The following is a 25,336-nucleotide window of genomic DNA, read 5'->3' as shown; positions in this document are numbered from 1 at the left end:
ATTGAAGCTTAGAATAGAAATATTCTAAATTTTTAATGTCCTTAAAGTGCACTCCTAGAACAGGAACACCCTTCTCACATTGGTAAACATAAAATCTCCTTTAAAAGTTAATAACTCGGTCCAATTTGCATTTCTCTACTTATTTGTCAATGCAAAGATTATCAGCTGAGGCGATGGCCTGCAAAGTTCAGGGAAGTCATTTTTGCTATGCGTCTGATTTTTACGCATTTTTATAGTGTTAAATTCTCTTTTTTTGCAAAAATGGGAAAAAAATTCTGGACATAACCGCATTATCCGCGCAAGTAAATCTGTTTGTGCCTGATGATGGTTATATCCTGCCAATGTTTTTATGTATCTCCAGCAGGGATAATGCAGGATTTATTTCATGATCATTGTATATTGCGGTTGGTTTGCTTCCCATGTTTTGTTTTCCAGATGCTAGGCAGCTTTTTGGATCAAGGGAAGGTTGGATGGAAGAAGAGTAAAAGGGGTGATTGTTAAATATGGATAATTTACAGAAGAAATACGGTTTCTGGACTGCAACCGCTATGGTTGTGGGGATCGTAATCGGCTCAGGGGTTTTCTTTAAAGCCGATGACGTTCTCAAGGCTGCGGGTGGCGATCTGCCCACCGCACTGCTTGCATGGCTGATCGGTGGTACCATCATGGTTGTTACCGCATATGTTTTTTCAAAGATCGCGACCCGTATTGAGAAGGTTAACGGTCTGGTTGACTATTTTGAAGAAGCTTACGGTGAGAAAGCCGGGTACATGGTCGGTTGGTTTATGACCTTTATCTATTACCCGACTCTGGTTGCGGTTCTGGCCTGGGTATCCGCCAACTATTCTGTTGGTTTGATGGGTATGAAAGATATGCTCTGGCCCCTGTCCTTTGTTTATTTGACCGCATTTTTCCTGCTCAACTACTATTCTCCGGTTCTGGCCGGTAAGTGGCAGGTTTCCTCTACTATAATCAAGCTGATCCCGCTCGGTCTTGTGGCTGTTGTTGGTGGTATTACCGGTCTTTCCAGCGGTCAGACCATGCAGAACTTCATGCAGACTGCCAGTGAAATTTCCGGCAGCGGCGGCGGACTTGCCGTGGCTACCCTTTCCACCGCCTTTGCTTACGAAGGCTGGATTATCGCAACCGTCATCAACGCCGAACTTAAAGACGCTAAAAAGACCCTGCCCCGTGCACTTGTTGTCGGTACCATCGCGGTAATGACCATTTACATGCTTTATTATCTGGGTATTTCCGGCGTACTGACCAATGATCAGGTTCTTGCTGAAGGCGACGCCGCACCTGTGCGTGTTATTGAAATGATCTTCGGTAATGTTGGCGGCACCCTGCTGACCGTGTTTGTTATTATTTCCTGCCTCGGTACGCTGAACGGCCTGATCATGGGGTCTGCTCGCGGCATGTTCTCCATTGCTTCCCGTAACCTCGGTCCCCGTGCTGATCTTTTCAGGCAGGTTAACCCGGTTACCAATAGCACCAGCTGGTCCGCAATTATCGGTTACTTTCTGTCCTGCTTCTGGCTGGTAGTCTGGTACGGTAACTTTCACGGCTGGTGGGGTCAGTTTATGGATGTATCCGAACTGCCCATCGCATTCCTGTATGTGATTTACATCTCTATTTACATCTGGGTGATGAAGACTTTTACCGACCTCGGACCTCTGAGTCGTTTCCTCTGCCCATTGCTGGCGGGTTGCGGTTCAGTGTACATTATCTGGGGTGCAATCCAGAAGGATATGTTCATCCACTTCCTGATAATCTTCCTGCTGATTCAAGCAGCAGGGGGCTTGTTGATGAACAGCTCCAAACGCTAATGACAAAAGCCCGCACTACGCGGGCTTTTTTTTGGTGGAGGCAAACATGGCTACACTTGACGAAAAGCTTGCTGAGCTTAATAAGAGATATGCTGCGGCACTCGGTGGGCGTGTTGAAGAGCTGGAAGGTTATCTTTCTGCTTATGAGCGCGGCGGCGATGACGCTGATCTCGAAAAGCTGTACAAAAACGCCCATGCTGTGGCTGGTTCGGCGCGGACTTTCGGCTTGCCGAAAGTGACAGTCAAGGCCAAGGAGCTGGAACTTTCGGCCCGTGATGGCAATGACATAAAAATTTTACAGGAAAAATTATCAGCGTTGAAAAAATGTATTTCTTCCTGATTTTTTGGTTAGTTAAAAATAATATTTAACAAAAGAGTATACCATTCACATAAGCTGAAAAGCTTTGGATGACCGTTTTTTATGGTTGCATAGTGTCAACTTGATGGTTATAGGCTGCAAACTATGAGCAAAGATTTGATTGTTGTTGAGTCCCCGGCAAAGGTGAAGACTATCAGTAAGTTTCTTGGTAAAAATTACCAGGTGGCCGCATCCGTCGGTCACGTGCGTGACCTGCCCAAGAATAAACTGGGAGTCGAAGAAGATGGTGATTTTACCCCCCAGTACCAGATCATTCCCGGTAAAGAGGATGTGGTCAATAAGCTGAAGAAGGCAGCGGCTAAGGCCGATCATGTCTTCCTGGCACCTGACCCCGACCGCGAAGGGGAGGCCATCGGCTGGCACGTTGCGGCTATTATTCAGGAAGTGAACCAGAACGTCAGCCGTATCCAGTTCAACGAAATTACCGCAAGAGCTGTTAAAGAAGCTCTAGAACATCCGAAGCCGCTCAATGAACAGCTTTTCGATTCCCAGCAGGCCCGTCGTATTCTGGACCGTCTGGTGGGTTACAAAATTTCTCCCATTCTTTGGAAAAAGGTAAAAAGGGGTATTTCCGCAGGGCGCGTGCAGTCCGTTGCGCTCAAGCTTGTAGTGGAGCGTGAAAAGGCCCGCCGTGCTTTTATTCCTGAAGAATACTGGCTCTTTAAAGCCCATGTGGAAGGCAATAATCCACCGCCTTTCGTGGCCGACCTCTGGAAAGTGGACGGCAAAAAGGCCGAGATCGGTTCTGCTGATGAAGCGGAAGCCCTCCAGAGTAACGTAAAGGGTGTGCCTTTTGAGATTACTGATCTCACAGAGAAGGAGCGTAAGCGTAATCCCCTGCCTCCTTACATCACTTCCACCTTGCAGCAGGACGCCAACCGCAGACTCGGTTATTCCGCCAAGCGGACCATGACTCTTGCCCAGCGTCTTTATGAAGGTGTTGAGCTTGGTGATAAAGGTACAACAGCACTGATCACCTATATGCGTACTGATTCCGTGCGTATCGCTAACGAAGCTCGGGATACTGCCAAGAAGGTTATCCTTGAAAAATACGGGGATGAATTCTACCCGGCCAAGCCTCGCGTCTATAAATCCAAAGGCGGCGCGCAGGATGCTCACGAAGCTATCCGCCCTGTTGACGCGACAATCATGCCTGAAGATGTGAAACCTTTTCTGCCTGCGGACCAGTTCAAGGTCTACAAGCTCATCTGGAACCGCTTCATCGCTTCCCAGATGGCTCCGGCCCGTTTCTGGGATACCGTGGTCACCATTCAGGCCAAGAACACCATCTGGCGTTCCAAGGGCGAAAGATTGCTCTTTCCCGGTTTTATGCGCGTTACCGGCAAGACCGGTGATGAAAAGCTCATTGAGTTGCCCAAGCTGGAAAAGGGCGAAGTGCTCAAGGTCGAGAAGATCGACAGCGAACAGAAGTTTACTCAGCCCCCGGCCCGTTATTCCGAAGCTTCCCTCGTCCGTGAGCTGGAAGAGAAAGGTATCGGTCGTCCGTCGACTTATGCATCCATTATTTCTACCATTCAGGATCGCGGTTACGTGAATCTTGAGGAAAAGAAATTTATCCCCACGGAACTCGGTTTTGTGGTCAGCGACCAGCTTTCCGAGCATTTTAAGGAACTCATGGATGTCGGGTTCACCGCTGCCATGGAAAAGCAGCTTGATGATGTTGCTGACGGCAAGATCGAGTGGACCTTTTTGATGAAAAATTTCGTGGACGGGTTTTATCCCACCCTTGAAACCGCGTCCAAGGAAATGAAGCGCGGCGGAGAGGATACCGGAATTGTTTGTGAAAAATGTGGTTCACCCATGGTTATAAAGTTTGGACGTACCGGGGAATTTCTCGGCTGTTCCAACTACCCGGACTGCAAAAGCATCGTCAATTTCACCCGCGATGAAAAGGGTAAGATCGTAGTTCTGGAAGAGGAACCGCCGGAAGAGACCGGGGTTACCTGTGAGAAATGCGGCAGTCCTATGGCTATCAAACGTTCCAGTCGCGGTGAATTCCTCGGCTGTACCGGATATCCTGATTGCCGCAATATTAAGAATTTCGAGCGCGATGATGACGGCAAAATCAAGGTTGTGGAAACACCTTCAGCCTTGAAGGTCGGTAAATGTCCAGATTGTAAGGACGGCGAGCTGATTATCAAACATGCCCGTACCGGAAGCCGTTTTATTGCCTGCTCCAATTACCCTGATTGCAAACACGCCAAACCGTTCTCTACCGGGGTCAAATGTCCTCGTGAAGGTTGCAAAGGCGAGTTGGTGGAAAAAAGCTCCCGCCGTGGAAAACTTTTTTACTCCTGCGATCAGTACCCGGATTGCGATTATGCGGTCTGGTATCCGCCCATTGACGGGCCCTGCCCGAAATGTGGACATCCTGTGCTGGTCAAAAAGACCACCCGCGCCAAAGGTGAGCATATTGCCTGCCCGGAAAAAGGGTGTGGCTATGTTCAGGGTGAGGACGAAGGGTAAGTCTTTGGTTTCACGTGAAACTAAAGAAAGTCTAGATTAAATCTAGGCAAATGTTAGATCAAAAAAGACCTTTCCAAGGACTAATTGGAAAGGTCTTTTAATGTTTTTTCAGTGCGTTTCAGGAATTCAATTTTTTGAAATTGGCCTAGTATCAATTTTTCGTGTATTTTGCTCTCGGCGGTTGTTTGAAATGAATTACCGCATGAATTTCAAAGACTGGTAGCGATAGCTAACTAAAAGTTTTTGGGATTCTTAACCCCTTTTTACAAAAAGGGGTTAAGCCCCCGGAGGGACCGTCGGTAGACCCGCCGGAGGCACTCTTAAATAAAAGCGCGACAGCGCATCATAACAAGGAAATAAAATGTCTGAAGAATATAAATTTGGCTGGGTGGCTTTGATCGGTCCCCCTAACGCTGGTAAATCCACTCTCATGAACCACTATCTGGGCCAGAAGGTGGCGATTGTTTCACCTAAACCCCAGACCACCCGTAACCGCATCAGCGGTATTTTGAGCAATGAAAACTCACAGATTGTCTTTTTGGACACTCCCGGCATCCACCGCATGCGCGGAAAGATGAACCGTTTTCTGCTTGAGTCTGCGTGGGAAGCGCTTGGAAGTGCCAATGCCATCGTGGTTCTCTTTGACGCTGCTCTTTACGCAGCCAAGCCCCATCTCATGGAGCAGGAACTGGCTCCGGTAGTTAAACCGGTCAACCAGTCCAATAAAAAGCTGTTCGTGGCAGTAAACAAAATCGACAAGGTTAAAGATAAAGCAAAATTGCTTCCGGTAATGGAAAAGGCTCAGGAACTCTGGCCTGAAGCTGAATTCATTCCTGTTTCCGCTCTTAAAGGTGATGGCGCGGATGTTTTGCTGGAAAAAGTTATTGAGACTCTGCCTGAAGGGCCGCCCATGTTCCCTGAAGATCAGGTTTCAACTGTACCCATGCGCTTCATGGCTGCTGAAACCGTGCGCGAAAAGTTGTTTATGAGCTTGCAGCAGGAACTGCCTTATTCCACAGCAGTGGAAATTGAATTCTGGACCGAAGAAACCGAGCGTAATCTGGTCAATATCGGGGCCATTATTTATACCACCAAGAAGAACCACAAAGGTATGATCATCGGTAAGGGCGGGCAGAACCTTAAGAAAATCGGCACTCAGGCCAGAAAAGAACTGGAAGAGATGCTTGAGATGAAGGTCATGCTTGAACTTTGGGTTAAAGTCCGTGAGGGCTGGACTGAAGATGTGGGTTTCTTGCGTTCCCTTGGACTTGGTGAGTAGTCCGGCGCGAAGAATTCTTGTCCTTTTGTTTTCTTTTTATTAAAGAAATTTATATAATCAACCGAATTTTAATGTATGCCGCTTACTGAAAACGGCTGTTTGACAATGAGTAACAGAGAAAAAGAACTTGTTGAGAATATTTCAGAGGTTAAGGAAGAAGTGGCTCAGGCCTGCTTAAGGGCCGGTCGTAAACCAGAGGAAGTCACCGTCATGGCGGTTTCCAAACTTCACGCAGCCTCTGATATCGAGATGTTGTACAATGCCGGACATCGCTGCTTTGGCGAATCTTACGTACAGGAAGCCTTAGCCAAGCAGGATGAGCTGTCCGGTCTTGATATAGACTGGCATTTTATAGGTGGGTTGCAGTCCAAAAAGGCCAAACAGGTGGCCGGAAAGTTCTGCGCAGTGCATAGTGTGGATTCATCCAAGCTGGCCGGACTGCTTAATAAAAAGGCCGAGGCTCTGGATACGGTCCAGAATATCCTCATTCAGGTAAATACCGCTTGTGAGGAACAGAAGTGCGGGGTGACCGAAGAGACACTCCCCGCTCTGATTGAAGAGATTCAGGGTTACGGCAACCTCAAGCTGACCGGGCTGATGTGTTTGCCGCCTTTTTTCGGTGATCCGGAAGGGGCAAGGCCCTACTTTGCAAGGTTGCGTATGCTCTCCGAAGGTATGGAAAAACTTTTCGGAATCAAGCTGCCGGAACTTTCCATGGGCATGACCGGGGATTTCCGGGTAGCCATTGAGGAAGGCTCCACCATGATCAGGGTCGGAACCAGAATTTTTGGCAAAAGACCGGGATACTAAACCTTAAAACACCCACAGGCGGACTGAATGGATCTGGGTACAGTAATAGGAATAGTTCTTTCTTTCGGACTTGTGCTTTCGGCTATTCTGGTCGGAAGTCCCTTGGGTATTTTTATTTCCGTTCCCTCTGTACTGATCGTTATCGGCGGGACCATCGGGGCCTCGCTGGTCAACTATCCCATGGGCCATGTCTTGGGCGTTGTAGGGGTTATTAAAAAGACTTTTTTTTCCAGTCTTGAATCACCGGGTGAGATCATTGATAAGTTCATGGATTTCGCCAACCGCGCCCGCCGTGAAGGCATTCTTTCTCTTGAACCTGCCTTGAAATCCATTGAAGACGACTTTCTGCGCAAAGGGCTGCAACTTACTGTTGACGGCCTTGAGCCGCAGGTTATTCAGGAAATTCTGGAAACAGAAATCCAGTACCTTGAGAACAGGCATGAAACCGGGGCTGAGATCCTGAAGATTTTTGCCGACTTTGCTCCGGCCATGGGTATGATCGGTACGGTTATCGGGCTGGTGCAGATGCTCCAGACCATGAGTGACCCAAGTACCATCGGGCCTGCCATGGCTGTTGCGCTGCTGACCACTCTTTACGGTGCGATTCTGGCAAACCTTGTCTTTACTCCCATGTCCGGAAAGCTCAAAACCCGCAGTAAAGAGGAAATCCTGCTTCGGGAAATGGTCATGGAAGGCATCATCGCAATTTCCAAAGGTGAGAACCCCAAGATTATTGAGGAGAAGCTGAACAGCTTCCTGCCTCCGAAAATCCGCAAGATTACCGATTAGCGGGGCATAGTTTCATTGTGTACTGGGCCGGTTCAGCAAATGTTTGAACGGGGGATTGATGGGTAGGAAGAAAAAGCCGCAAGAGCCTGAAGGTCAGCCTTTATGGCTGATTACCTTCAGTGACTTGATGACCCTGATGCTCACCTTTTTTGTGCTGCTGGTGAGTATGTCGGTTGTTGATGAACGGCGTAAGATGGTGGTGCTCGGTTCCATTATCGGTACGTTCGGGTTCGGTTCCAAAGGATTCGATGTTCTTTCCGACACCCAGTCCCGCAAAACCGTTCAGGTCGGCCCTATGGAGCTTCAGGAAGGTCTGGAGCCTATCAAGCCCTTGCTCTGGGAATTTGCCGAAGAGGATTTGCGTTTTGAATCCAACAGGTTTGTGCAGATTCTTTCCATTGGAGCCGATGTTCTTTTTACCCCGGACAGCACCTCCGTTTCACTTGAGGGTGCGCGAATTCTTGATACAGTTCTCCCGGTGCTCAAAAGGGTTAAGCACCCTGTGCTGGTTGCCGGACATACTTCTATCCTTCGTGATGAGCTTGGGGAAGACTACCGTGTTGAAGACCGGGATTTAACCCCTGATATTTCATGGAAACTTTCTTTGAGCAGGTCACTTGCGGTTTATAATTACCTGATCCGCAACGGCATGAATCCGGAAATGTTGAAGCTGGAGGCATTCGGTAAATTCAGGCCCCGCCATCCAAACTCCACTCCCGAGGGACGCAGGATGAATCGCAGGGTTGATCTGGTGCTTGATACTCGCAGCGCGGCTGTTTCTAAGGAAATCAAGGAGTATCAGCCTCCGCGTAAGGAAAACGATAAATTCAAATTTGATGATTTTGTCTTTCCCATTGGTGATGCTGACAAACCCCGGACCAAGCAGTGAGGATAGACCATGGGCCGCGATAAAGTAAAAAAGCCGCCGGATCCGGGTGGGGGATGGCTGGTAACATTCTCTGATCTGGTCACCCTGCTTTTGACTTTTTTTGTGCTCTTGCTAAGTATGGCTTCAATGGACCAGAGTTTTATTACCCGGGTTACCATTATGCCTGCTGAACTTGGATTTCTGGACAAACGCGGTTCCGGGCGGGTAACGGCCAAAGTGAAGTTGGTCAGTGAATTTCTTGAAAGGCCGTGGGAAGTGCTGGAAAAACAGAATCGGATCAAGGATCTGCTTTTCCCGGATGATGTTTTGCCGCCTGATATGGACCGGGCTACTCTTAATGAGAACCTGAAGGTACTTGCTAAACCTGAAGGTGTGGCTTTGGTGCTTACGGATAAGCTAATGTTTCCCCTTGGTAAATCGGAACTTGACGAGAGGGCAAAAATACTGCTTTACCAGTTTGTTCCGGTGCTGGATTATCTGGGAGCCGCGGATGTGAATATTGCCGGGTATACGGATAATGTCGGCGGCATGAGTCCGGCGAACTTCCAATTATCCGGTGGGCGGGCCATGGCCGTACTCACGTTTTTTGTGGAGCAGGGCATCCAAAATGACCGGTTGACAGTTTCCGCTTGCGGGCCGACCTTTCCGTTGTACAGCAACACAACTCCGGAAGGGCGCGCACAGAACAGGCGGGTTGAAATATTGATAAAGACAACACCCCCCATGGGGGGGTATTAGTGTAAGTCCTATAAAAAAGTTATCAAATTCATATTGATGAATTTGATTGGCGCAATATTAAGCTTAAGAGGGTGAATCATGGCTGATGATGGTCAGGAACCGAAAAAGAAAGGCGGAATGCTGAAGTGGATAATCCTTATCCTGCTTCTGGCGATACTTGGTGGCGGTGGTTTTTTCGCCTACAAGAAATTTTTTGCCGCCCAGCCTGATGATGCTGTGGAAGAACAGAAGGATGAGCAGGCTGCCGAGGGTGAAGATCCCGGAACCCTGCCCGGTGACGGATTCACCATTACCCTGCCTACTTTTGTAGTCAACCTTGCTGATCCGCTCGGGCGCAGGTATCTTAAGCTCGGAATTGATGTTGAAGTTGTCAGCGAGGAAGCTGTGGCTGAGCTTTCCAAGAAAGAACCCATGGTCAAGGATACGCTTATCCTGCTGCTTTCCAGCAAGACTTATCAGGATCTTTCCACCATGGAGAGCAAAATTCTCCTGAAAAAGGAAATTGTAGACCGGTTGAATCAAATTATGGGCGGTTCCAAGGTTTTACAGGTATATTTTACGGATATGGTTATCCAGTAGCACGGTTTTTGCTTAACCCCTTGATGGTGTGTCGAATTTATGTCGGCAGAACTGTTTTTACGGGATGGCCAATGATTAATCCGGAGGTAGGCTGCTATGATGTCAGATGATCTTGATCAGGATAAACTCGCGCAGGAGTGGGCGGACGCACTCACTGACGATTCCGAAGGTGGTGACCCTCTGGGCGGTGATCCCGGTAACGGTAATGACGAAGCTTTAGCTGATGAATGGGCTGCGGCTCTGGCCGACCAGGATGATGGCGGAGCAGCCGACGAGGATGCCCTTGCTGACGAATGGGCGGCTGCCCTCGGTGAGCAGGGTGATGAGGGCGGCGGTGAAATGGATCTCGACGCCGGTGGCGGCGGAGATGAAGGTCTTGCTGATGAATGGGCTGCTGCGCTGGCGGAAGATACCGGTGATGACATCCGCAAGGAAAAAGAACAGGAATTTCTGCGCACCCAGACCCGTGATGCTGATTTCAAGGACCTGACCAATGAAGCCAAGAACCCGCGCCATGACGGTTCAAGGCGTGACCTCGATTTTATTCTCGATATTCCGCTGGATGTTTCTGCGGAACTGGGCCGTTCAAGGATGCTCATCAACGAGCTTCTGCAACTGGGAACCGGTTCTGTTGTTGAATTGACCAAGCTGGCCGGGGAACCCCTTGAAATCTATGTTAACGGCAAGCTGGTTGCTCGTGGCGAGGCTGTTGTTATTAATGAAAAATTCGGTATCAGGCTGACTGATATTATCAGTCCCATTGAAAGGGTGAAGCACCTTGCCTAATGCCACTGCTGCTGTTCTTATGGCTCCGGATTCCGGGATTACCTCTGTGCTTAAGATGTCGGCAGCACTTTTTTTCATTTTGGCAATGCTGTTTCTGGCTTATTATTTTTTGCGCCGTTTGAATATCGGCGGTGCTTTTCCGGGCACCAGAAGGGGCGCGCTTGAAATTGTGGATCGACTTGCGCTTGGTCCGCGCCAGAATATTACAGTGGTCAGGTATCGCGATCGCGAAATGGTGGTCGGTGTTACTCATGATAAAATTACTCTGCTCCATGCAAGGGATGAAGGGCATGCAAAGACTGATAGCGACTTTGCCGGGTATCTTGAAAAAGAAAGCTCCGGCTCTTCTGACTCTTAGCGCAGTTTTTCTGCTGCTCATTCCGGCAGCTGCTTTTGCGCAGGATACAGTACCTACCCTTTCGCTCAATCTTGCCGCCGGGCAGGAAGAACCGGAGCAGGTTGCCAAACTGTTGGAAATCCTGTTTCTGCTGACTGTTCTGGGTATGGCTCCGTCTATTCTGCTGACCATGACCTCATTTACCCGGATTATTATCGTCTTTCACTTTCTGCGTCAGGCCATGGGCACGCAGCAGATGCCGCCCAACCAGATTCTGGCTTCCCTCGCCATTTTCATGACCGTGGTCATTATGATGCCTACCGGGAAGGCTGTTAACGATGCAGCCTTGCAGCCTTATCTCAATGAGGAAATCGGTTTTAAAGAAGCCATAGACCGGGCGCAGGTTCCCATCAGGACTTTTTTATTCAAGCATACCCGAGAGAAAGACCTTTCCATTTTTTATTCCATCACCGGTGAAAAGCGGCCGGAAACCAAAGAGGATGTCAACACAATGCTCCTCGTTGCCGCCTATACCATCAGTGAGCTGAAGACCGGGTTTACCATCGGATTTCTGATCTATGTGCCTTTTTTGATTCTTGATATGGTTATCGCCAGTATTTTGCTGGCCATGGGTATGATGATGCTGCCCCCGGCAATGGTTTCATTGCCCTTTAAGATATTGCTGTTTATCATGGTTGACGGCTGGTCGCTTTTGACGGGCTCCATCGTCAACACTTTTCAGTGACCCGGGCAGTAGTGCGTTTTTTTTACGCGGAGGCATAAAAAATGACCCCAGAATTTGTTATCGGATTTGCGAAACAGTCAATTGAACTGGCCCTTACGCTGGCTCTGCCCATGCTCATGGTCGGGCTGGTGGTAGGTATTTTTGTGTCCGTTATTCAGGCTGCTACACAGATTCAGGAAATGACCCTGACCTTTGTGCCCAAAATTGTTTCCATGTTTATTGCATTGCTTTTTGCTTTTCCGTGGATCATGGATAAAATGATTGATTTTACACGCAATATTTTTCTTAATCTGCCCAACTATATTAAGTAGAGTTACTCTAGTTTTTTTCTATGATAATGCCCCCTGAAGAAAGTGTGATCTTCAGGGGGCTTACTTTATGTCTGGTTTGACAGGTTGTATTGCAGGAAATTAACCCAGACGTCTTGCAAATTCACTTATCAGCATGGCTCCGGCCTGTGCAACATTCAGGGAATCGAATTCGCGGCGGAAGGGAATGTGGATCAGTTTCTGGCAACGTTTTTCAACGTTGAAGCGGATACCTTTTTCCTCGTTGCCCAGCACGAGAATGGCCGGGGTATTGATTTCAGCTGTGTAAGCGGAGGAGGAATCAACATCAAGTCCGGCTCCGTAAATGTTGATGCCCATATCTATGGCTTTGTCCAGAGCCTGCGAAATGTTGTTAACCCTCGCTACGGGAAGCTTGGTCAGTGCTCCGGCACTAGCTTTAACTGCCGCAGGTCCCAGAAATGCCCCGCCGTGCTTGGCGGTTACAATTCCGGCTCCGCCCAGTGCGTACAGGGAGCGGGCCAGCACACCGATATTGCCGGGGTCCTGCACCTGATCGAGAACGATGAGCAAAGGCAGGGGAGAATCTGAAAGATTTTCCAGCATATCATCGAAGTCAGCGTAGGACATGGCGGCAACTCTTGCGATGATTCCCTGATGGTTTCCGGAATAAATCCGACCCAGTTCAGTTTTGTCTGCAATTTTATATTTGATGCCGTGCTTTTTGCAGCGTTGGATTGTGCGCTCGAAATTCTTGTCCTGACGCCCTTTTTGCAGATAAAGCAGGTCAATCCTTTCCGGAGCATCTAAAAGCATCTCTTGAACCGGTTTACGGCCTGCTATGATGGTGTTGTCATCTTCTCTGGTTCTTTTTTTCATGTAAAGTTTACCTTTTTATTAAAAATATAAAAATTAGCACTGAGTGCGGATTCTTTGTGTTTGTATGGGGCATTTAAAGCGTATGAAAGTGTCTAACTTTCATGCGGGGAATTGGTTAATAAAAATGCTTTGTTACGGTGAATACGAATCTCATTTTATTAACACCAAATCCATTTTAAAACAGACCGGGCAGGACTAAAACCCTTGCGCCTGAACGGTTTTGGCAACCTATACCTTTCGTTTTACTATTGCAAACCCTCGCGCTTTAGTATAGCTCTACATATGTTTGAACAACTCAATCATATGCACTGAAAATCCTTTATTTTTAAGCTGTTAAATTTAAATATCAGTGTCTAACCAAGCAAAATTTATAGTTTTTCTAGATAAATTATGGATAAAATCAATACGTTTGACGTCCACAGTGACAAGGGGTCGAAGATGCTGAATTCATTTCGGTTAATCGCGCTTCTGGCTTTATTTGCATTTTTTGCCGGATGTTCTGCCAAGACTGCTCCGGTTAATGAGGCTGAGCTTGATGCTCAGACTACAGCTGCTCTTAAAAGTGAAGCTTCAGTGGAATCTGAGGTTACCGATTCCGGTGTTGAGCCTCTCGACCCTGAGCTTGAAGCAGCACCGCAGGAAGAAGAGATACTTACCCCGGAGGAAGAAAAAGTCCTCCAGTCCAGCAACGGTATCTACTTCAACCTCAACGAACACGATACCAAGGAAGTTCAGCAATATTTTGGTTTTTTTACTCACAAAGCCCGTAAGACTTTTACCCGGTGGTTGAAACGTTCCGAGCCATTTCTTCCTTACGTACGTCAGGTACTGAAGGAGAATGGTATTCCCGAAGATATTGCAATGTTGCCGTTTGCCGAAAGTGGATACAATGCCTGGGCATATTCACGTGTCGGTGCCGGTGGCCTGTGGCAGTTTATGCCTTATACAGGCCGTCTTTACGGCCTTCGTGTCGATTGGTGGATTGATGAACGCAGAGATCCGTACAAGTCGACCGTTGCAGCTGCAAAGTATCTGAATGTTCTTCATGGCATGTTTGGAGACTGGTATCTTGCTCTGGCCGCTTATAATGCTGGTGAAGGAAAGATCGGGCGTGCACTCCGTAAGACCGGTGCACAGGATTTTTTTGATCTTACCAAAAAGAATTATAAGCTGAGCTATCGTTACAGATTACGCAAAGAAACAAAGAACTACGTTCCCAAGTTTATTGCTATTTCCAAGATTTTTAAAAACCTTGAAGAGCTTGGATTCGAGAATATCGATTGGAATAACGGTATTCAGGTTGAAACAGTAAAGGTTCCCGGCGGAACCGATCTGCTGGCCCTTGCCAAAGCCTGCGGCATGAAATGGAGTGAGTTTCATAAGCTCAACCCCCATTTCCGCAGACAGGTCAGCCCGCCCAACGCCGTTATCAATGCTTACCTGCCCGAAAGGGTTATGGCTGATGCTGCCGATTATCTTGAATCCCCCAACTCACGTCCTTTTGCGGGGTACAAGCGCTACAAAATCCGCAAGGGTGATTCCTGGTATCGCATTGCCCGCCGTTACGGTACTCCTGTGGCAGTGCTCAAGTCGGTCAACAACCGCAGATCCAACCTGATCAAGCCCGGCCAGTACATCATGATTCCGGGTAAAGGTGCTTCCAAGTCTCTCTATACATCCAAGGCCAGTAAAACCCGTCGTACCGCTCAGAGCAGGGCAAACTACCGGGTTCGCAAGGGTGACACCCTTTGGGATATTGCCAGCCGTTATAGTGTAAGTGTGGCTACGCTCAAGCGTGCCAACGGGATTTATTCTTCCAAGCTGAAGATCGGCCAGAAGCTCTACATTCCCGACAACAACGCCAAAAGTTCTGCCCGTTCCGTTGCCAAGGCTGAGAACGTAAAACAGCAAATGGTTAAATACCGCGTGCGTCGTGGCGACAATCTCTGGAAAATCGCCCGCCGTTTCGGAGTGAAAGTTTCTTCGCTCATGAAATGGAACAGCCTGAATTCAAAATCAATTCTTCGTCCCGGTGACAGAATCAAGGTTTACGTTCAGTAATCCCTTTTTGGCTTAAAATCAAAATAAAGGCGGTTGTCCAAGGGCAGCCGCCTTTTTCTTTTGTTCCTTTCTTGTTAAGTAGCCTTTCCACGCAGTGATCAAAATCACATTTCATTTGAGAAGAATCATATAAAACAAGGTATTGCCCAGATGGCTATTCAGAGTACCAATCCTATGACCGGAAAGGTCGAAAAAAAATTTACCGAATTAAGCTCCGCAGAAACTTCTTCAATTTTATCTTCAGTTGCGGATGCATTCTCCACATGGAAATTAAGCTCTTTTGAGCAGCGTGCAGACTGTCTGCGCAATCTGGCAGGGCTGCTTCGCGAACGCGCGGACAGCTTTGCAGAGCTTATGGCAGCTGAAATGGGCAAGCCGCTCAAGTCCGGCAGGGCAGAAGTTCTAAAGTCTGCAACGGTCTGTGATTTTTATGCTGACAATGGCGCGGACATGCTGGCCAGTGAGCCGAAAACTGTGGACGGCATGCAGTGTTACGTTGACTATGCGCCTATGGGAACGGTCTTGGCTGTTATGCCTTGGAATTACCCCGTATGGCAGGTTTTGCGCATTGCCGTGCCCTCACTTATGGCCGGGAATACAATGGTCTTAAAACACGCTTCAAACGTTCCTCAGTGTGCATTGGCTCTTGAGGATATTTTCCGTGATTCCATATTTCCTGAAAACGTATTCCGTTCCCTGCTCATAGGGGCCGGGCAGGTTGAACAGGTTCTTGATCATGATTCCGTAATTGGAGTTTGCCTCACAGGGAGTGAAGGTGCAGGGCGCAAAGTTGCCGCAGCAGCCGGGGCAAAGCTCAAGAAATCAGTTATGGAGTTGGGCGGAAGTGATGCTTTCGTGGTCCTTGCTGATGCAGATCTGGATAAAGCCTCAGTTATCGGGGCTGAATCCCGTTGTTCCAATGCCGGACAGGCCTGTATTGCTGCCAAGCGGTTCATTGTTCACAGTGATATTTACGATTCTTTTGTGCAGAAGCTGAAGGGATGTATGGAATCAGTAGTTATGGGCAGTCCTCTGGATGAAGACACTGTAATGGGGCCCATGGCTTCACATCAGTTCCGCAATGATCTGCAAATACAGGTAGATGCTTGCCTTAAAGTCGGTGGAGAATTGGTAATTGGCGGCTCGATCCCTGAAGGCGAGGGTGCTTTTTATCCCCAGACAATTATTACTGATGTTCCTTTTGACAGCAAAGCAGGGCGTGATGAATTTTTCGGACCCGTAGCCCTTGTTTTTCGTGCAGACAGCGAAGAGCAGGCTATGGAAATGGCTAATGACAGTTCTTTCGGCCTTGGCGGTTCTGTCTGGACCCGCGATGAAGAAAAAGGGTTACGCCTTGCCCGTCAGATCGAGGCCGGTTTGGTTTACCTGAACGGACGGGTCAGCAGCCGTCCGCCGTTGCCATTCGGTGGTGTTAAGAACTCCGGTTACGGGCGTGAGCTTTCAACTTATGGAATACGCGAATTTACCAACGTGAAATCTGTTTGTATTGGGTAGGTGAAGTATTTTATTACCGTACCTGTCTTATAAACAGCTACGGTAATAAAATTATTTTTCTAATTTAATATTTGCACCTAAAACGCACTGGCTTCCTGTGAATTTTGCTTCACTCCATCCAGCTTCTTCCATTTTATCCATGTACCAAGATTTAACAGAATCTACGACTCTTTCTCTTTTATTGTCTTTGTTTTCTTGGTTGTAATAGCCCAAAACTTGGTTTGCGCTAACAACTACAGAGGGTTCATTTACAGATCTATCGTTAGGGTCTGGGGCAATAAAGGGCCGTGCCATTTTAATCTCCTTTTGAATTTTGTTTAGTTCAAGTACTTTTTCGGTACATATGGTGTACCAGTTTTTATGTCAAGGTGATTACAAATTATCCAGCAATAATTTCCGCGCTTTCTTCTCATCCAATTTTTTTCCGGTCCATAACCGGAATTGCTCCATCCCTTGATGGACAAACATCTCTATTCCGTGAATTACGGTGCATCCCTTGGCCTTGGCTTCCTTGACGAAAACAGTCTCAATGGGATTGTAGACCAGATCGAAGACGATGGTGTTCGCATCCTGATTGTCCATGATCATGGGGTTGATCTCTTGAAATTCTCCAGACATGCCCAGCGAGGTTGAATTCACGATAAGATCGAAGTGTTGATCGCCGCGAGTGTCCCAATCAAGGACTGATATTTTGAATTCAGCGGCGAGATCATCTGCTTTGGATTTGGTACGGTTGGTGATGAATATTTCATTGATGCCCAATAATTGAAGTCCGGTGATCGCAGCGCGAGCAGCGCCGCCTGCACCGATCAACAGGGCCGTTTTTATCTGATCAGAATAGGGGCGTAACGGCTCGGACACTCCGGCGGCATCAGTGTTGTCGCCCACGATTTTATCACCTTTCCAATAGAGTGTATTCACCGCTCCAACTGACTTGGCGCGCTCTGTTAGCTGATCAATGTAGTTCATTACGGAAAGTTTGTGCGGAATAGTCACGCTGATGCCGGAAATGGGCAGATTTCTGAAAGTCTGCATAAAATTTTCAACTTTTTCCGGTTCAGTAGGCCATGCCATATAAACTGCCGGGATTTTATGTTCTGAAAAGCCCCAATTGTGCAAAAGGGGACTCATGGTATGCCCGAGAGGGTGTCCGATAATTCCGAAAAGCTTTTCAGGCTTGAATACTTCCATATTTAGCTCCTGAAGACCTTTGTGGTCTTTCGTAGAGTGAAGGTCATTTTTTTGAATTAATACGCTTAAATTGAATGATAAAATTCAGGAAAATTTTTAAAGACTGGACGTTGCGTTAAGACAGTTTGACCGAATCAGGAACATTTAGCAAATAAGGTATGTTTTGCTGCGCTAAAGAGAAAAGATTATTAACGCGTTTTGGGAAAGGGGAGAGGATTCCAAAGGAGAGGGGAAAACACTTTTTGGCGGTAGCAAAAGGGTTTTCCCCTCTCCTTTGGCCGCCGGAGGCAATAAAAAAAATGGCCCGTGCGAACTTGGTTCGCACGGGCCGTTTAAGTAGTAACTTAAATAGCGTCAGCACCTGCTTGGAGGGCTTCTGCGTTTTTGGGAATGAGATGATGGTAGTGTGCGGAGATCACGTTTTCGAGGGAGTCGATGACTGCCTGCATTTCCATGATTCCGGTTGCCTTGATGAATGCACCGAGTGCTACCATGTTTGCCAAGCGGGCATTGCCGAGTTTGTCGGCGATATCGTTGCAGGGCACGAGGTAGGATTTGATGCGATCAGTCTCAACCAACTCTTCATCAATGAGTGAGGAGTTGACGATCTGGATACCGTTATCCATGAGCATGGGCTGGAATTTATCCAGCGAAGGACGGTTCATGATGATCAGGCTGTGCGGGCTGCGGATGATCGGGGAACCGATCTCATCGTCGGAAAGTACGACTGTGCAGTTTGCGGTTCCGCCGCGCATTTCTGGGCCGTATACCGGAATGTAGGTTACATTGAGTCCGGCATTCATGCCTGAATAGGCCAGCAGGTTACCGATGAGCATAACGCCCTGTCCGCCGAATCCGGCAATGATGCTGTCGAGGTATTTGCTCATCTTAGTCCTCCGCGGTTGCGTCTTTATATACACCCAGCGGGAAGTAGGGGATCATTTCAGATTCAACCCTTTCGTTCGCCTGAATGGGAGTCATTCTCCAGTTGGTGGGGCAGGTTGCCAGCAGTTCGATAAAACCGAAACCGAGACCTTTCTGCTGCACTTCAAAAGCCTTTTTCATAGCTTTTTTGGCCTTGCGAATGTTCTTCACATTGTTCAGGGCCACACGTGCGGAATAGGCAGTGCCGCCGAGCTGGGCAATGATCTCAGCCATGCGGATAGCCTGGCCTTCTTTCATGGGATCACGTCCATTTGGGGAAGTGGTGGTTTTCTGGCCTTCCATAGTTGTGGGGGCCATCTGTCCGCCGGTCATACCGTAAACAGTGTTGTTCACGAAGATGATGGAGACTTTTTCACCACGGTTTGCAATGTGCATGATCTCAGCCATACCGATGGAAGCGAGGTCGCCGTCACCCTGATAGGAGAGTACAAACTTGTCTTTGCGTGCGCGTTTAACGCCTGTCGCAACAGCCGGTGCGCGGCCGTGCGGTGCTTCCACACTGTCCACGTTCAGGTAGTTGTAGAGGAATACGGAACAACCGATGGAGGTGACCAGAAGAGTGTCTTCGGTCAAACCCATTTCGCTGAGCAGTTCACCCGCGAGCCTGTGGGCTACACCATGCTGGCAGCCGGGACAGTAGTGGGTGGGAACGTCTACAATAGCGTCAGCCTTATCAAAGGCGAGAATTTCTTGTTCGCTCATATCTATTTCCCTCCAAGGCTTTTGAGGATGGGCTCCTCGAAATCGTCGGGGGTGGGCAGGTTTCCGGGCATGAAGCCGAAGAAATCACTGTCAGTAATGGTGCGGATGGAAAGACGTACGTCTTCAACCATCTGACCGAGGTTATGTTCAATAGTCAGGAACTTCTTACCCTGCTTGGCGAGCTTGTTCAGCTCTTCGGAGGGGAAGGGGTAGAGGGTGATAGGACGGAACAAGCCGACCTTGTGACCCTGTGCGCGCAGTTTGCGTACTGTGCTCTTTACGATACGTCCGATGGAACCGTAGGCAACCACGATAAGTTCGGCATCTTCGGTTTCGAAAAGTTCCTGCTTGGTGGATTTGGCCATGTCGTCATATTTGGCCTGCAATGCCTGGTTGTGGCCTGCGAGAGAACCTTCCGTGAGGAACAGGGACTTGATGATGCGGTGATCACGGTCCTTGGCACCTTCGATGCGCCACTCGGTTCCTTCTGCTGCATCGTGCTCTTTGACTTCCCGTGTGATAACGGGCTCTTTCATCTGACCGACGATGGCATCACCGAGGATCATGACCGGGTTGCGGTATTTGAAAGCAAGGTCAAAAGCTTCGATGACGAGGTCGTAGCATTCCTGACAGGTACCGGGAGCAAGTACGAGGGTACGGTAGTCACCGTGTCCGCCGCCTTTGGTGGCCTGAAAATAGTCACCCTGACTGGGACCGATGTCGCCGAGACCCGGTCCGCCGCGGTTCATGTTGACGATAACCGCGGGAAGCTGGCTACCTGCGAGGTAGGAGATGGCTTCCTGTTTTAGGGATACACCGGGGCTGGAGGAAGAGGTCATGCAACGTGAGCCTGCGGCTGCTGCGCCGATGAGCATGTTTGCAGCGGCAACTTCACTTTCAGCCTGAACGAATTCGCCGCCGACTTTGGGCAGTTCTGCGGACATGTATTCCGGGATATCGTTCTGGGGGGTGATGGGGTAGCCGAAGTAGCACTTAAGCCCGGCTGCGATTGCGCCGCGGGAGATAGCCTCATTGCCTTTGATAAAAAGCTTTTCGCCATTCTTAGCCATACTATTCTCCTTTGGCCTTTTTGGTTCTGTATACCCGGATAGCGATATCCGGACAGATCAGCGCACAGGAAGTACATCCGGTACACTTTTCCATATCCTCAGCCGCGACTTCAGCAACTTTGTAGCCATGTTGGTTGAATCGGTCGGATTGCCTTATGATTTCCTTTGGACAGACGGTGGTACAGAGCAGACAGCCCTTGCACCGTTCATCCAAAAATTCTACTCGTGACATCCTAAACTCCTGTTACCGTGGACAGAAAAGCCCGTTATATCAACGGGCTGGGACCATTAGAGTCTTTATTAACTTGTGGGTAGCACATTATGAAAATGTGACTGTTGGAAGACAACGTATAATTATTTGCGTTGAGGTGCAAATTTTTCCGTCAAAACTACGTTCAAACGTTATTCGTACTTTATTTTATATACATTGAATCGCCGTAGGAGAAGAATCTGAATTGGTTCTCCACTGCTTTGGAATAAGCTTTCAAAACGTTTTTCCTACCTGCAAGAGCGGAAATCATAATGACAAGGGATGATTCTGGCAAATGGAAATTGGTAATCATACGGTCGACCACCTTGAATTCAAAGCCGGGGTATATGAAAATGTTGGTTTCACCCTTAAATTCACAAATTTCGCCGGTCTGTTGGAAAGCTCCTTCCAGAGTGCGGGCTGAGGTGGTGCCCACTGCGATTACCGGACGTCCTTCCTGCTTGGCTTTGATCACAGCGGCGGCTGTTTCTTCTGGTATTTCGATGTATTCATGATGCATCTCATGATCACGGATATCTTCGGCGCGAACCGGGCTGAAGGTTCCGTAACCTACATATAATGTAACTTCTGCGCGTTCGATGTTTTTGGCTTTGAGTTTTTCATTGATCTCTTCGGAAAAATGCAGCCCGGCTGTGGGGGCGGCTACAGATCCGGCTTTTTCATCGCAAGCGTAGAGGGTCTGGTAGCGTTCATTGTCTGTTTCATCAGCTGCACGGCGAATGTAGGGAGGCAAAGGAATTTTACCACATTCCTCGAAAATCTTTTTCAGATCCCCGGTCCATTCTAATTCAACCTCGGAAAGGCCGAATCTTCCTTTGCCCTGCACTGTCAGCTTCAGGCCGCCATCAAAAAATATTTCATTACCAGGTTTTGGGCCTTTGGAAGCACGAAGCAAGCCACGGGCCTGCGCTTTAAAACCACCGGGAACTTTTTCGGCTTCAATTAGCGGGAGGGGGGTCAGCAGCAGGAATTCCACCCGTCCTCCGGTAGGTTTTTTACCGAAGATACGTGCCGGGACAACTTTTGAGTTGTTGGCCACCAGCAGGGCACCTTCAGGAAGCAGGTCCACAATGTCAGTAAAATTTCTTGTTTCGGTTTCACCGCTATTCTGATCAAGGACCATGAGCTTGGAACCATGGCGCATAACTGCGGGGCACTGCGCTATCTGGTCTTCCGGTAATTCAAAGTCGTAGCTTTTAAGGAAAAAGTCTTCTGTGTTTATGTTCATTTTTTCAGTTTTCTTTATTGATGATAATCTGGTAAGAATCTTTACAGCAGAGACCTTCAAGGTCTATGAATGCTGTGTTTATCCTTTGATTGCCCGGTCAAACAAGTCTGTTTGATTGTCACGTTGATCACCAAATCCGGATTAGATTATGAAATGGTTGTCAGTTGCTGAAATATCCAAGATTACGATGATCCCCGCTCCAACAGCAAGGCGTTATGCTTCGCTGTTCAAGGATTTTCTTTCCAGTAAAAAAATGGGCCGGGTTACCAAGTACCCGGAATCCGCTGTGGAAATCTTCAAGCGCATCGTCACATTATATAATGATGGGATGGTTACCACGGAAATTGAGCAGCAGCTCCGTTCCGAATTTCCCCGTACAATTGAGATCAGCCCTTCCGAGCGTGGTGTTCCAGCCCAGCCGGCCATGAATATTCAGGCTGAGCTGAGCGGCGCATTTGCCGAGATGATGGACAAGATGAGCAAGTCACTTGAAGTGATTGCCGACCAGAAGTCAATCATTGAAGAGCAGCGCGAAGATATTTACAAGCTCAAAAAAGCTTTTGTTCTTCTTGCCCGCAGCCAGAAAAAAATCAAGGCTTTGCCGCAGCTGGATATAAAATCCATGACTGAAGAGTATGACGTTCGGACCAATGCTCTTGAGCAGAAAGATGTGGAACTCGAAGAGGCTACCACTGAATTAGCTCAGGAAAACACTAACTTGAAGCATAAGCTTGAGGTTATGGAATCCGAATTGGTTCGTTTGCGCAAAGACCGGAGAGAAATGGAAAATTATTTTATGGATAAGATCAAACGCATGAACGGTTGATTTTCCTGCCTTCGGAATTGATTTTTTGCTCTCATGGCTGTAGAAAAAGTCTAGAAGATGCGGTGGAGCCAACTGCTCAATGCCGTGTCTGTTTAGCGTGATCAATTATGTCCAGCCCGGCTGGCCTGAATTTCAATATGCGTCGACATTAAAATCGGAGGATTAACTATGCGTACTTTCATTAAAATGCTTCTTATTTCCATGATTTTTGTTGGACTTACCGGTTGTCTGGCCGGAACCAACAAAACTTCTGACGAACCCGTAATTGCCGCATCCGGTGCTACTGAAAGTTATGAAGAATTTGTTCCTTATACTGAATTTGATGATATTGCCGTTCCCAACGAACTGAGCAGGGTACCTGATCAGTCCTATGTTGCAGAAGACCAGTCTTTTAAGTATGGAAAAATTGTTCTCAAGGGACGCGTTGAAAACCAGTCCCTGATTGATTTTTTCGTAAACCAGATGGCAAAAGATAACTGGACCAAGGAAAGATCCATTACCTCTACTGTTTCAACTCTTTCTTTCACCAAGCCTTACAAGAGCTGCACAGTGAGAATTTTTGATGGTTCCTACAATACTGAGGTCGAAATCTACGCCGTTGAAATGAAGTCCGACTCCGCGCCCCTTTCCGGCGGGGTTCAGGAACAGACTATACAATAATGAATGAACATCTTAATTTTGACTGCTTTTTAGGAAAACGTATCCACCTTGGCGTCAGCGGTTCCATCGCAGCTTACAAGTCTTTGGACTTACTGCGTATGTTTCGCAAGGCCGGGATCGAAGTCAGTGTTACGCTCACTTCAGGTGCGCAGGAATTTATCAAGGGCCTCAGTTATGAGGCCCTTGGTGCTTTCAAGGTCTGGGAAAAAATGTATCCGACCATGGATGACACCTTCGGCCACCTTGAGCCCGGACAGGCTGCGGATGCCATGCTGGTAGCCCCGGCAACAGCTTCAGTTCTGGCGCGTATGACTCATGGTCTGGCGGATGACATGCTTTCCTGTCAGGGCTTGGCTTTTAGTGGCCCAAAACTTGTGGCTCCGGCCATGAACCCGGCCATGTGGGATGCACCTGCCACTCAGGATAATTGCCGGGTGCTTGCTGAACGGGGTGTTGAATTCATCGGTCCCGATTGCGGCGATGTTGCCTGCGGTGATCATGGACGTGGTCGCCTTGCTCCGCTGGAGTCCATTTATGCCCACGGGTTACGCGCTGTTGCTCCTGATGATATGAGCGGTAAACACGTGCTGATCACTCTTGGGCCCACCCGTGAGAAATGGGATGCTGTCCGTTTCTGGTCCAATCCTTCTTCCGGTCTCATGGGTGCCTGCATTGCCATGGCCGCATGGCTTCGCGGGGCCAAGGTAACTGTGGTTTCCGGTCCGGTGAACTGGTGGTTTCCTGAAGATATTGATGTGATCAAAGTTGATTCCGCGCAGCAGATGTATGATGCCGCCACTGCGGTCTGGCCCGGTTGTACCACCGGGTGTTTTACTGCTGCAGTTGCGGACTTCAAACCTATTCCGCATGGAGAAGGCAAGTTTAAGAAGGCCGGCAATGATGCTCTCAGAGTTGATTTTGATACCAACCCGGATATTCTTAAAACTATCGGCACACAGAAACGTGATGACCAGCAATTGATCGGTTTTGCCGCTGAGACTTCCAATATTAAAGAGGCAGCCAAGGGTAAGCTTGAGCGCAAGAATCTGGATTTGATTGTTGCTAACCCTATCAACAAGCCTGGAGCCGGATTTGAGTCTTCCACCAATTCAGTCTATGTTCTGGACAGAACAGGGCGGTCCGAAGAATGGCCTGACCTCCCCAAAACCGAAGTAGCGTGGCGTATATGGGATCTCCTTCTGCAGAATTAAATGTGCTTGAAAGTGTCAGGCCGTGGTATCAAAACGGTCTGCAATATGTTTTCAAGGATTCACTGCCCGGCATCGAGGAACTCGAAAAACCGAAAAGGCAGCAGCGTCCCGGTGTGCCTGCACAACCCCGCCAGCAGGCTCAATCACGCCCACAGCAAAGACCGCAACAGTTTGCAGCGCAGCAGAATCAGGCTCCGCAACAAGCTCCTGCGCAACAGGCCGCTCCGGTTCAGCAATCTCCACAGCAAGAGCAGCGACCTTCTTTTGATCGCACTCCTGCTCCGAAACCTTCGCGCATGCCTGCGAAGAGTAAATCTTCGGCTCAGCCCAAGGTAAATTTTCCTGATCCCCAGTCCTGGCCGGCTCCTTGGTCGACTCTGGCAGGACGCATCAGTCCGCGCGTGCAGATTTTCTGGACCTATGCCCAGCTTGGTCAAGACCTTTCAGGGCAGGCTGATACTGCCCGGCGCAAGCTTTTCCAATCTCTGATCGGTTATATGGGCCTACCCAAGGGAGCCATTTCGTTCTGGCCTTGTACTGCTTGGAACGGCAATGACTTTGAAAACAAGAGTGATATTTTTTGGAAAGGAGTAGAGGCTTACGGGGTGAAGTTTGTGGCTTGCTTTGGTGACCAGACCCGTTCAATTGTCGCTCCTGACGCTCCTTCGAGTTCAGCGTCGGTTCATACTAACGGAGTACAGATGCTCATGCTCCAAGATCCGGACTTTCTTAAGAACCTGCCGCCGGATGAGCAGCAGTTGCTTTGTATCTCACTTTTGCGATTACCACTCTTTTAGTTTTTATTTCATTTTGAAATTATCAACCCCGTCTCCAGCAGGCGGG

Annotated in this window: 27 protein-coding genes; 19 read left to right on the top strand and 8 right to left on the bottom strand. The window is 48.4% G+C overall.

The annotated features are described in order from the left end of the window. The first annotated feature begins 503 nt into the window (after positions 1–503). The 13 genes from FMS18_RS15605 (at position 504) to fliQ (ending at position 11,958) form a co-directional block, all read left to right on the top strand. Complete coding sequence (locus FMS18_RS15605) at positions 504–1,829, top strand: APC family permease (RefSeq protein ID WP_163295613.1); 1,326 nt, start codon at positions 504–506, stop codon at positions 1,827–1,829. A 46-nt stretch (positions 1,830–1,875) separates the two neighbouring features. Next, positions 1,876–2,169, top strand: a complete 294-nt coding sequence (locus tag FMS18_RS15600) for an Hpt domain-containing protein (RefSeq protein ID WP_163295612.1) — start codon at positions 1,876–1,878, stop codon at positions 2,167–2,169. 123 nt (positions 2,170–2,292) lie between these two features. Continuing rightward, positions 2,293–4,695 carry a type I DNA topoisomerase gene (gene topA / locus FMS18_RS15595; RefSeq protein ID WP_163295611.1) on the top strand — a complete coding sequence of 801 codons (2,403 nt, stop codon included), beginning with the start codon at positions 2,293–2,295 and terminating at the stop codon, positions 4,693–4,695. A 361-nt stretch (positions 4,696–5,056) separates the two neighbouring features. Then, positions 5,057–5,974: a GTPase Era gene (gene era, locus FMS18_RS15590; RefSeq protein ID WP_163295610.1), complete on the top strand. Its 918-nt coding sequence runs from the start codon at positions 5,057–5,059 to the stop codon at positions 5,972–5,974. Positions 5,975–6,079: 105 nt separating this feature from the next. After that, on the top strand, positions 6,080–6,784 hold the full coding sequence (locus tag FMS18_RS15585) for a YggS family pyridoxal phosphate-dependent enzyme (RefSeq protein ID WP_163295609.1): 705 nt from the start codon (positions 6,080–6,082) through the stop codon (positions 6,782–6,784). A gap of 27 nt (positions 6,785–6,811) precedes the next feature. Beyond that, complete coding sequence (locus FMS18_RS15580; RefSeq protein WP_163295608.1) at positions 6,812–7,573, top strand: motility protein A; 762 nt, start codon at positions 6,812–6,814, stop codon at positions 7,571–7,573. 58 nt (positions 7,574–7,631) lie between these two features. After that, the gene (locus FMS18_RS15575) at positions 7,632–8,462 is read left to right on the top strand and encodes a flagellar motor protein MotB (RefSeq protein WP_163295607.1); all 831 of its coding nucleotides are present in this window, start codon (positions 7,632–7,634) and stop codon (positions 8,460–8,462) included. A gap of 9 nt (positions 8,463–8,471) precedes the next feature. Further along, positions 8,472–9,200 carry an OmpA family protein gene (locus tag FMS18_RS15570; protein ID WP_163295606.1) on the top strand — a complete coding sequence of 243 codons (729 nt, stop codon included), beginning with the start codon at positions 8,472–8,474 and terminating at the stop codon, positions 9,198–9,200. 78 nt (positions 9,201–9,278) lie between these two features. Beyond that, on the top strand, positions 9,279–9,779 hold the full coding sequence (gene fliL / locus FMS18_RS15565; RefSeq protein ID WP_163295605.1) for a flagellar basal body-associated protein FliL: 501 nt from the start codon (positions 9,279–9,281) through the stop codon (positions 9,777–9,779). 96 nt (positions 9,780–9,875) lie between these two features. Then, on the top strand, positions 9,876–10,565 hold the full coding sequence (gene fliN, locus FMS18_RS15560; protein WP_163295604.1) for a flagellar motor switch protein FliN: 690 nt from the start codon (positions 9,876–9,878) through the stop codon (positions 10,563–10,565). After that, positions 10,558–10,923 carry a flagellar biosynthetic protein FliO gene (gene fliO, locus FMS18_RS15555; protein ID WP_163295603.1) on the top strand — a complete coding sequence of 122 codons (366 nt, stop codon included), beginning with the start codon at positions 10,558–10,560 and terminating at the stop codon, positions 10,921–10,923. The genes fliN and fliO overlap by 8 nt, the downstream gene beginning before the upstream one ends. Then, entirely contained in the window at positions 10,856–11,647 is a 792-nt protein-coding gene (gene fliP / locus FMS18_RS15550; RefSeq protein WP_163295602.1) for a flagellar type III secretion system pore protein FliP, read from the top strand. Before fliO ends, fliP begins: the two co-directional genes overlap by 68 nt. Positions 11,648–11,688: 41 nt before the next feature. Continuing rightward, positions 11,689–11,958: a flagellar biosynthesis protein FliQ gene (gene fliQ / locus FMS18_RS15545; RefSeq protein ID WP_163295601.1), complete on the top strand. Its 270-nt coding sequence runs from the start codon at positions 11,689–11,691 to the stop codon at positions 11,956–11,958. A gap of 99 nt (positions 11,959–12,057) precedes the next feature. Here the strand turns inward: fliQ and rlmB are convergent, their stop codons facing one another. Beyond that, positions 12,058–12,813: a 23S rRNA (guanosine(2251)-2'-O)-methyltransferase RlmB gene (rlmB, locus tag FMS18_RS15540; RefSeq protein WP_163295600.1), complete on the bottom strand. Its 756-nt coding sequence runs from the start codon at positions 12,811–12,813 to the stop codon at positions 12,058–12,060. A 438-nt stretch (positions 12,814–13,251) separates the two neighbouring features. Between rlmB and FMS18_RS15535 the strand changes: the two genes are divergently transcribed. Next, positions 13,252–14,874: a LysM peptidoglycan-binding domain-containing protein gene (locus FMS18_RS15535; protein WP_163295599.1), complete on the top strand. Its 1,623-nt coding sequence runs from the start codon at positions 13,252–13,254 to the stop codon at positions 14,872–14,874. A 150-nt stretch (positions 14,875–15,024) separates the two neighbouring features. Further along, on the top strand, positions 15,025–16,389 hold the full coding sequence (locus tag FMS18_RS15530; RefSeq protein WP_163295598.1) for an NAD-dependent succinate-semialdehyde dehydrogenase: 1,365 nt from the start codon (positions 15,025–15,027) through the stop codon (positions 16,387–16,389). 51 nt (positions 16,390–16,440) lie between these two features. Here the strand turns inward: FMS18_RS15530 and FMS18_RS15525 are convergent, their stop codons facing one another. The 7 genes from FMS18_RS15525 to queA all read right to left on the bottom strand — a co-directional run bounded on the left by FMS18_RS15525 (position 16,441) and on the right by queA (position 21,796). Beyond that, on the bottom strand, positions 16,441–16,683 hold the full coding sequence (locus tag FMS18_RS15525; protein WP_163295597.1) for a hypothetical protein: 243 nt from the start codon (positions 16,681–16,683) through the stop codon (positions 16,441–16,443). 78 nt (positions 16,684–16,761) lie between these two features. Next, positions 16,762–17,580 carry a shikimate dehydrogenase gene (aroE, locus tag FMS18_RS15520; protein ID WP_163295596.1) on the bottom strand — a complete coding sequence of 273 codons (819 nt, stop codon included), beginning with the start codon at positions 17,578–17,580 and terminating at the stop codon, positions 16,762–16,764. Between the two features lie 344 nt (positions 17,581–17,924). Next, the gene (locus tag FMS18_RS15515; RefSeq protein ID WP_163295595.1) at positions 17,925–18,467 is read right to left on the bottom strand and encodes a 2-oxoacid:acceptor oxidoreductase family protein; all 543 of its coding nucleotides are present in this window, start codon (positions 18,465–18,467) and stop codon (positions 17,925–17,927) included. Position 18,468: 1 nt separating this feature from the next. Beyond that, a complete protein-coding gene (locus tag FMS18_RS15510; RefSeq protein ID WP_163295594.1) occupies positions 18,469–19,227 on the bottom strand; it encodes a thiamine pyrophosphate-dependent enzyme in 759 nt (252 codons plus the stop codon). 2 nt (positions 19,228–19,229) lie between these two features. Then, a complete protein-coding gene (locus FMS18_RS15505) occupies positions 19,230–20,297 on the bottom strand; it encodes a 3-methyl-2-oxobutanoate dehydrogenase subunit VorB (RefSeq protein WP_163295593.1) in 1,068 nt (355 codons plus the stop codon). A 1-nt stretch (position 20,298) separates the two neighbouring features. Next, a complete protein-coding gene (locus FMS18_RS15500) occupies positions 20,299–20,529 on the bottom strand; it encodes a 4Fe-4S binding protein (protein ID WP_015853687.1) in 231 nt (76 codons plus the stop codon). A gap of 181 nt (positions 20,530–20,710) precedes the next feature. Beyond that, positions 20,711–21,796, bottom strand: a complete 1,086-nt coding sequence (gene queA, locus FMS18_RS15495; protein ID WP_163295592.1) for a tRNA preQ1(34) S-adenosylmethionine ribosyltransferase-isomerase QueA — start codon at positions 21,794–21,796, stop codon at positions 20,711–20,713. A 148-nt stretch (positions 21,797–21,944) separates the two neighbouring features. Between queA and FMS18_RS15490 the strand changes: the two genes are divergently transcribed. The 4 genes from FMS18_RS15490 to FMS18_RS15475 all read left to right on the top strand — a co-directional run bounded on the left by FMS18_RS15490 (position 21,945) and on the right by FMS18_RS15475 (position 25,290). Then, positions 21,945–22,622 (top strand): hypothetical protein, encoded by a 678-nt coding sequence (locus tag FMS18_RS15490; RefSeq protein ID WP_163295591.1) that lies wholly within the window; start codon positions 21,945–21,947, stop codon positions 22,620–22,622. Between the two features lie 168 nt (positions 22,623–22,790). After that, a complete protein-coding gene (locus tag FMS18_RS15485; protein WP_163295590.1) occupies positions 22,791–23,282 on the top strand; it encodes a hypothetical protein in 492 nt (163 codons plus the stop codon). Beyond that, positions 23,282–24,493 (top strand): bifunctional phosphopantothenoylcysteine decarboxylase/phosphopantothenate--cysteine ligase CoaBC, encoded by a 1,212-nt coding sequence (gene coaBC, locus FMS18_RS15480; protein WP_163295589.1) that lies wholly within the window; start codon positions 23,282–23,284, stop codon positions 24,491–24,493. Before FMS18_RS15485 ends, coaBC begins: the two co-directional genes overlap by 1 nt. Further along, positions 24,469–25,290, top strand: coding sequence for a hypothetical protein (locus tag FMS18_RS15475; RefSeq protein WP_163295588.1), 822 nt, complete (start codon positions 24,469–24,471; stop codon positions 25,288–25,290). Before coaBC ends, FMS18_RS15475 begins: the two co-directional genes overlap by 25 nt. Positions 25,291–25,336: the final 46 nt, after the last annotated feature.

The sequence above is a fragment of the Desulfovibrio sp. JC022 genome (genome assembly GCF_010470665.1).
Lineage (GTDB): Bacteria > Desulfobacterota > Desulfovibrionia > Desulfovibrionales > Desulfovibrionaceae > Maridesulfovibrio.
Note: the sequence above shows the minus strand (reverse complement) of the source record. Positions and strands in the feature narration are given on the sequence as shown.

What these genes read in the sequence shown, in the direction of transcription:
- FMS18_RS15605 (WP_163295613.1), top strand. Translation starts at nt 504, where the DNA reads ATGGATAATTTACAGAAGAAATACGGTTTCTGGACTGCAACCGCTATG.
- FMS18_RS15600 (WP_163295612.1), top strand. Translation starts at nt 1,876, where the DNA reads ATGGCTACACTTGACGAAAAGCTTGCTGAGCTTAATAAGAGATATGCT.
- topA (WP_163295611.1), top strand. Translation starts at nt 2,293, where the DNA reads ATGAGCAAAGATTTGATTGTTGTTGAGTCCCCGGCAAAGGTGAAGACT.
- era (WP_163295610.1), top strand. Translation starts at nt 5,057, where the DNA reads ATGTCTGAAGAATATAAATTTGGCTGGGTGGCTTTGATCGGTCCCCCT.
- FMS18_RS15585 (WP_163295609.1), top strand. Translation starts at nt 6,080, where the DNA reads ATGAGTAACAGAGAAAAAGAACTTGTTGAGAATATTTCAGAGGTTAAG.
- FMS18_RS15580 (WP_163295608.1), top strand. Translation starts at nt 6,812, where the DNA reads ATGGATCTGGGTACAGTAATAGGAATAGTTCTTTCTTTCGGACTTGTG.
- FMS18_RS15575 (WP_163295607.1), top strand. Translation starts at nt 7,632, where the DNA reads ATGGGTAGGAAGAAAAAGCCGCAAGAGCCTGAAGGTCAGCCTTTATGG.
- FMS18_RS15570 (WP_163295606.1), top strand. Translation starts at nt 8,472, where the DNA reads ATGGGCCGCGATAAAGTAAAAAAGCCGCCGGATCCGGGTGGGGGATGG.
- fliL (WP_163295605.1), top strand. Translation starts at nt 9,279, where the DNA reads ATGGCTGATGATGGTCAGGAACCGAAAAAGAAAGGCGGAATGCTGAAG.
- fliN (WP_163295604.1), top strand. Translation starts at nt 9,876, where the DNA reads ATGATGTCAGATGATCTTGATCAGGATAAACTCGCGCAGGAGTGGGCG.
- fliP (WP_163295602.1), top strand. Translation starts at nt 10,856, where the DNA reads ATGCAAAGACTGATAGCGACTTTGCCGGGTATCTTGAAAAAGAAAGCT.
- fliQ (WP_163295601.1), top strand. Translation starts at nt 11,689, where the DNA reads ATGACCCCAGAATTTGTTATCGGATTTGCGAAACAGTCAATTGAACTG.
- rlmB (WP_163295600.1), bottom strand. Translation starts at nt 12,813, where the DNA reads ATGAAAAAAAGAACCAGAGAAGATGACAACACCATCATAGCAGGCCGT.
- FMS18_RS15535 (WP_163295599.1), top strand. Translation starts at nt 13,252, where the DNA reads ATGCTGAATTCATTTCGGTTAATCGCGCTTCTGGCTTTATTTGCATTT.
- FMS18_RS15530 (WP_163295598.1), top strand. Translation starts at nt 15,025, where the DNA reads ATGGCTATTCAGAGTACCAATCCTATGACCGGAAAGGTCGAAAAAAAA.
- FMS18_RS15525 (WP_163295597.1), bottom strand. Translation starts at nt 16,683, where the DNA reads ATGGCACGGCCCTTTATTGCCCCAGACCCTAACGATAGATCTGTAAAT.
- aroE (WP_163295596.1), bottom strand. Translation starts at nt 17,580, where the DNA reads ATGGAAGTATTCAAGCCTGAAAAGCTTTTCGGAATTATCGGACACCCT.
- FMS18_RS15515 (WP_163295595.1), bottom strand. Translation starts at nt 18,467, where the DNA reads ATGAGCAAATACCTCGACAGCATCATTGCCGGATTCGGCGGACAGGGC.
- FMS18_RS15510 (WP_163295594.1), bottom strand. Translation starts at nt 19,227, where the DNA reads ATGAGCGAACAAGAAATTCTCGCCTTTGATAAGGCTGACGCTATTGTA.
- FMS18_RS15505 (WP_163295593.1), bottom strand. Translation starts at nt 20,297, where the DNA reads ATGGCTAAGAATGGCGAAAAGCTTTTTATCAAAGGCAATGAGGCTATC.
- FMS18_RS15500 (WP_015853687.1), bottom strand. Translation starts at nt 20,529, where the DNA reads ATGTCACGAGTAGAATTTTTGGATGAACGGTGCAAGGGCTGTCTGCTC.
- queA (WP_163295592.1), bottom strand. Translation starts at nt 21,796, where the DNA reads ATGAACATAAACACAGAAGACTTTTTCCTTAAAAGCTACGACTTTGAA.
- FMS18_RS15490 (WP_163295591.1), top strand. Translation starts at nt 21,945, where the DNA reads ATGAAATGGTTGTCAGTTGCTGAAATATCCAAGATTACGATGATCCCC.
- FMS18_RS15485 (WP_163295590.1), top strand. Translation starts at nt 22,791, where the DNA reads ATGCGTACTTTCATTAAAATGCTTCTTATTTCCATGATTTTTGTTGGA.
- coaBC (WP_163295589.1), top strand. Translation starts at nt 23,282, where the DNA reads ATGAATGAACATCTTAATTTTGACTGCTTTTTAGGAAAACGTATCCAC.
- FMS18_RS15475 (WP_163295588.1), top strand. Translation starts at nt 24,469, where the DNA reads ATGGGATCTCCTTCTGCAGAATTAAATGTGCTTGAAAGTGTCAGGCCG.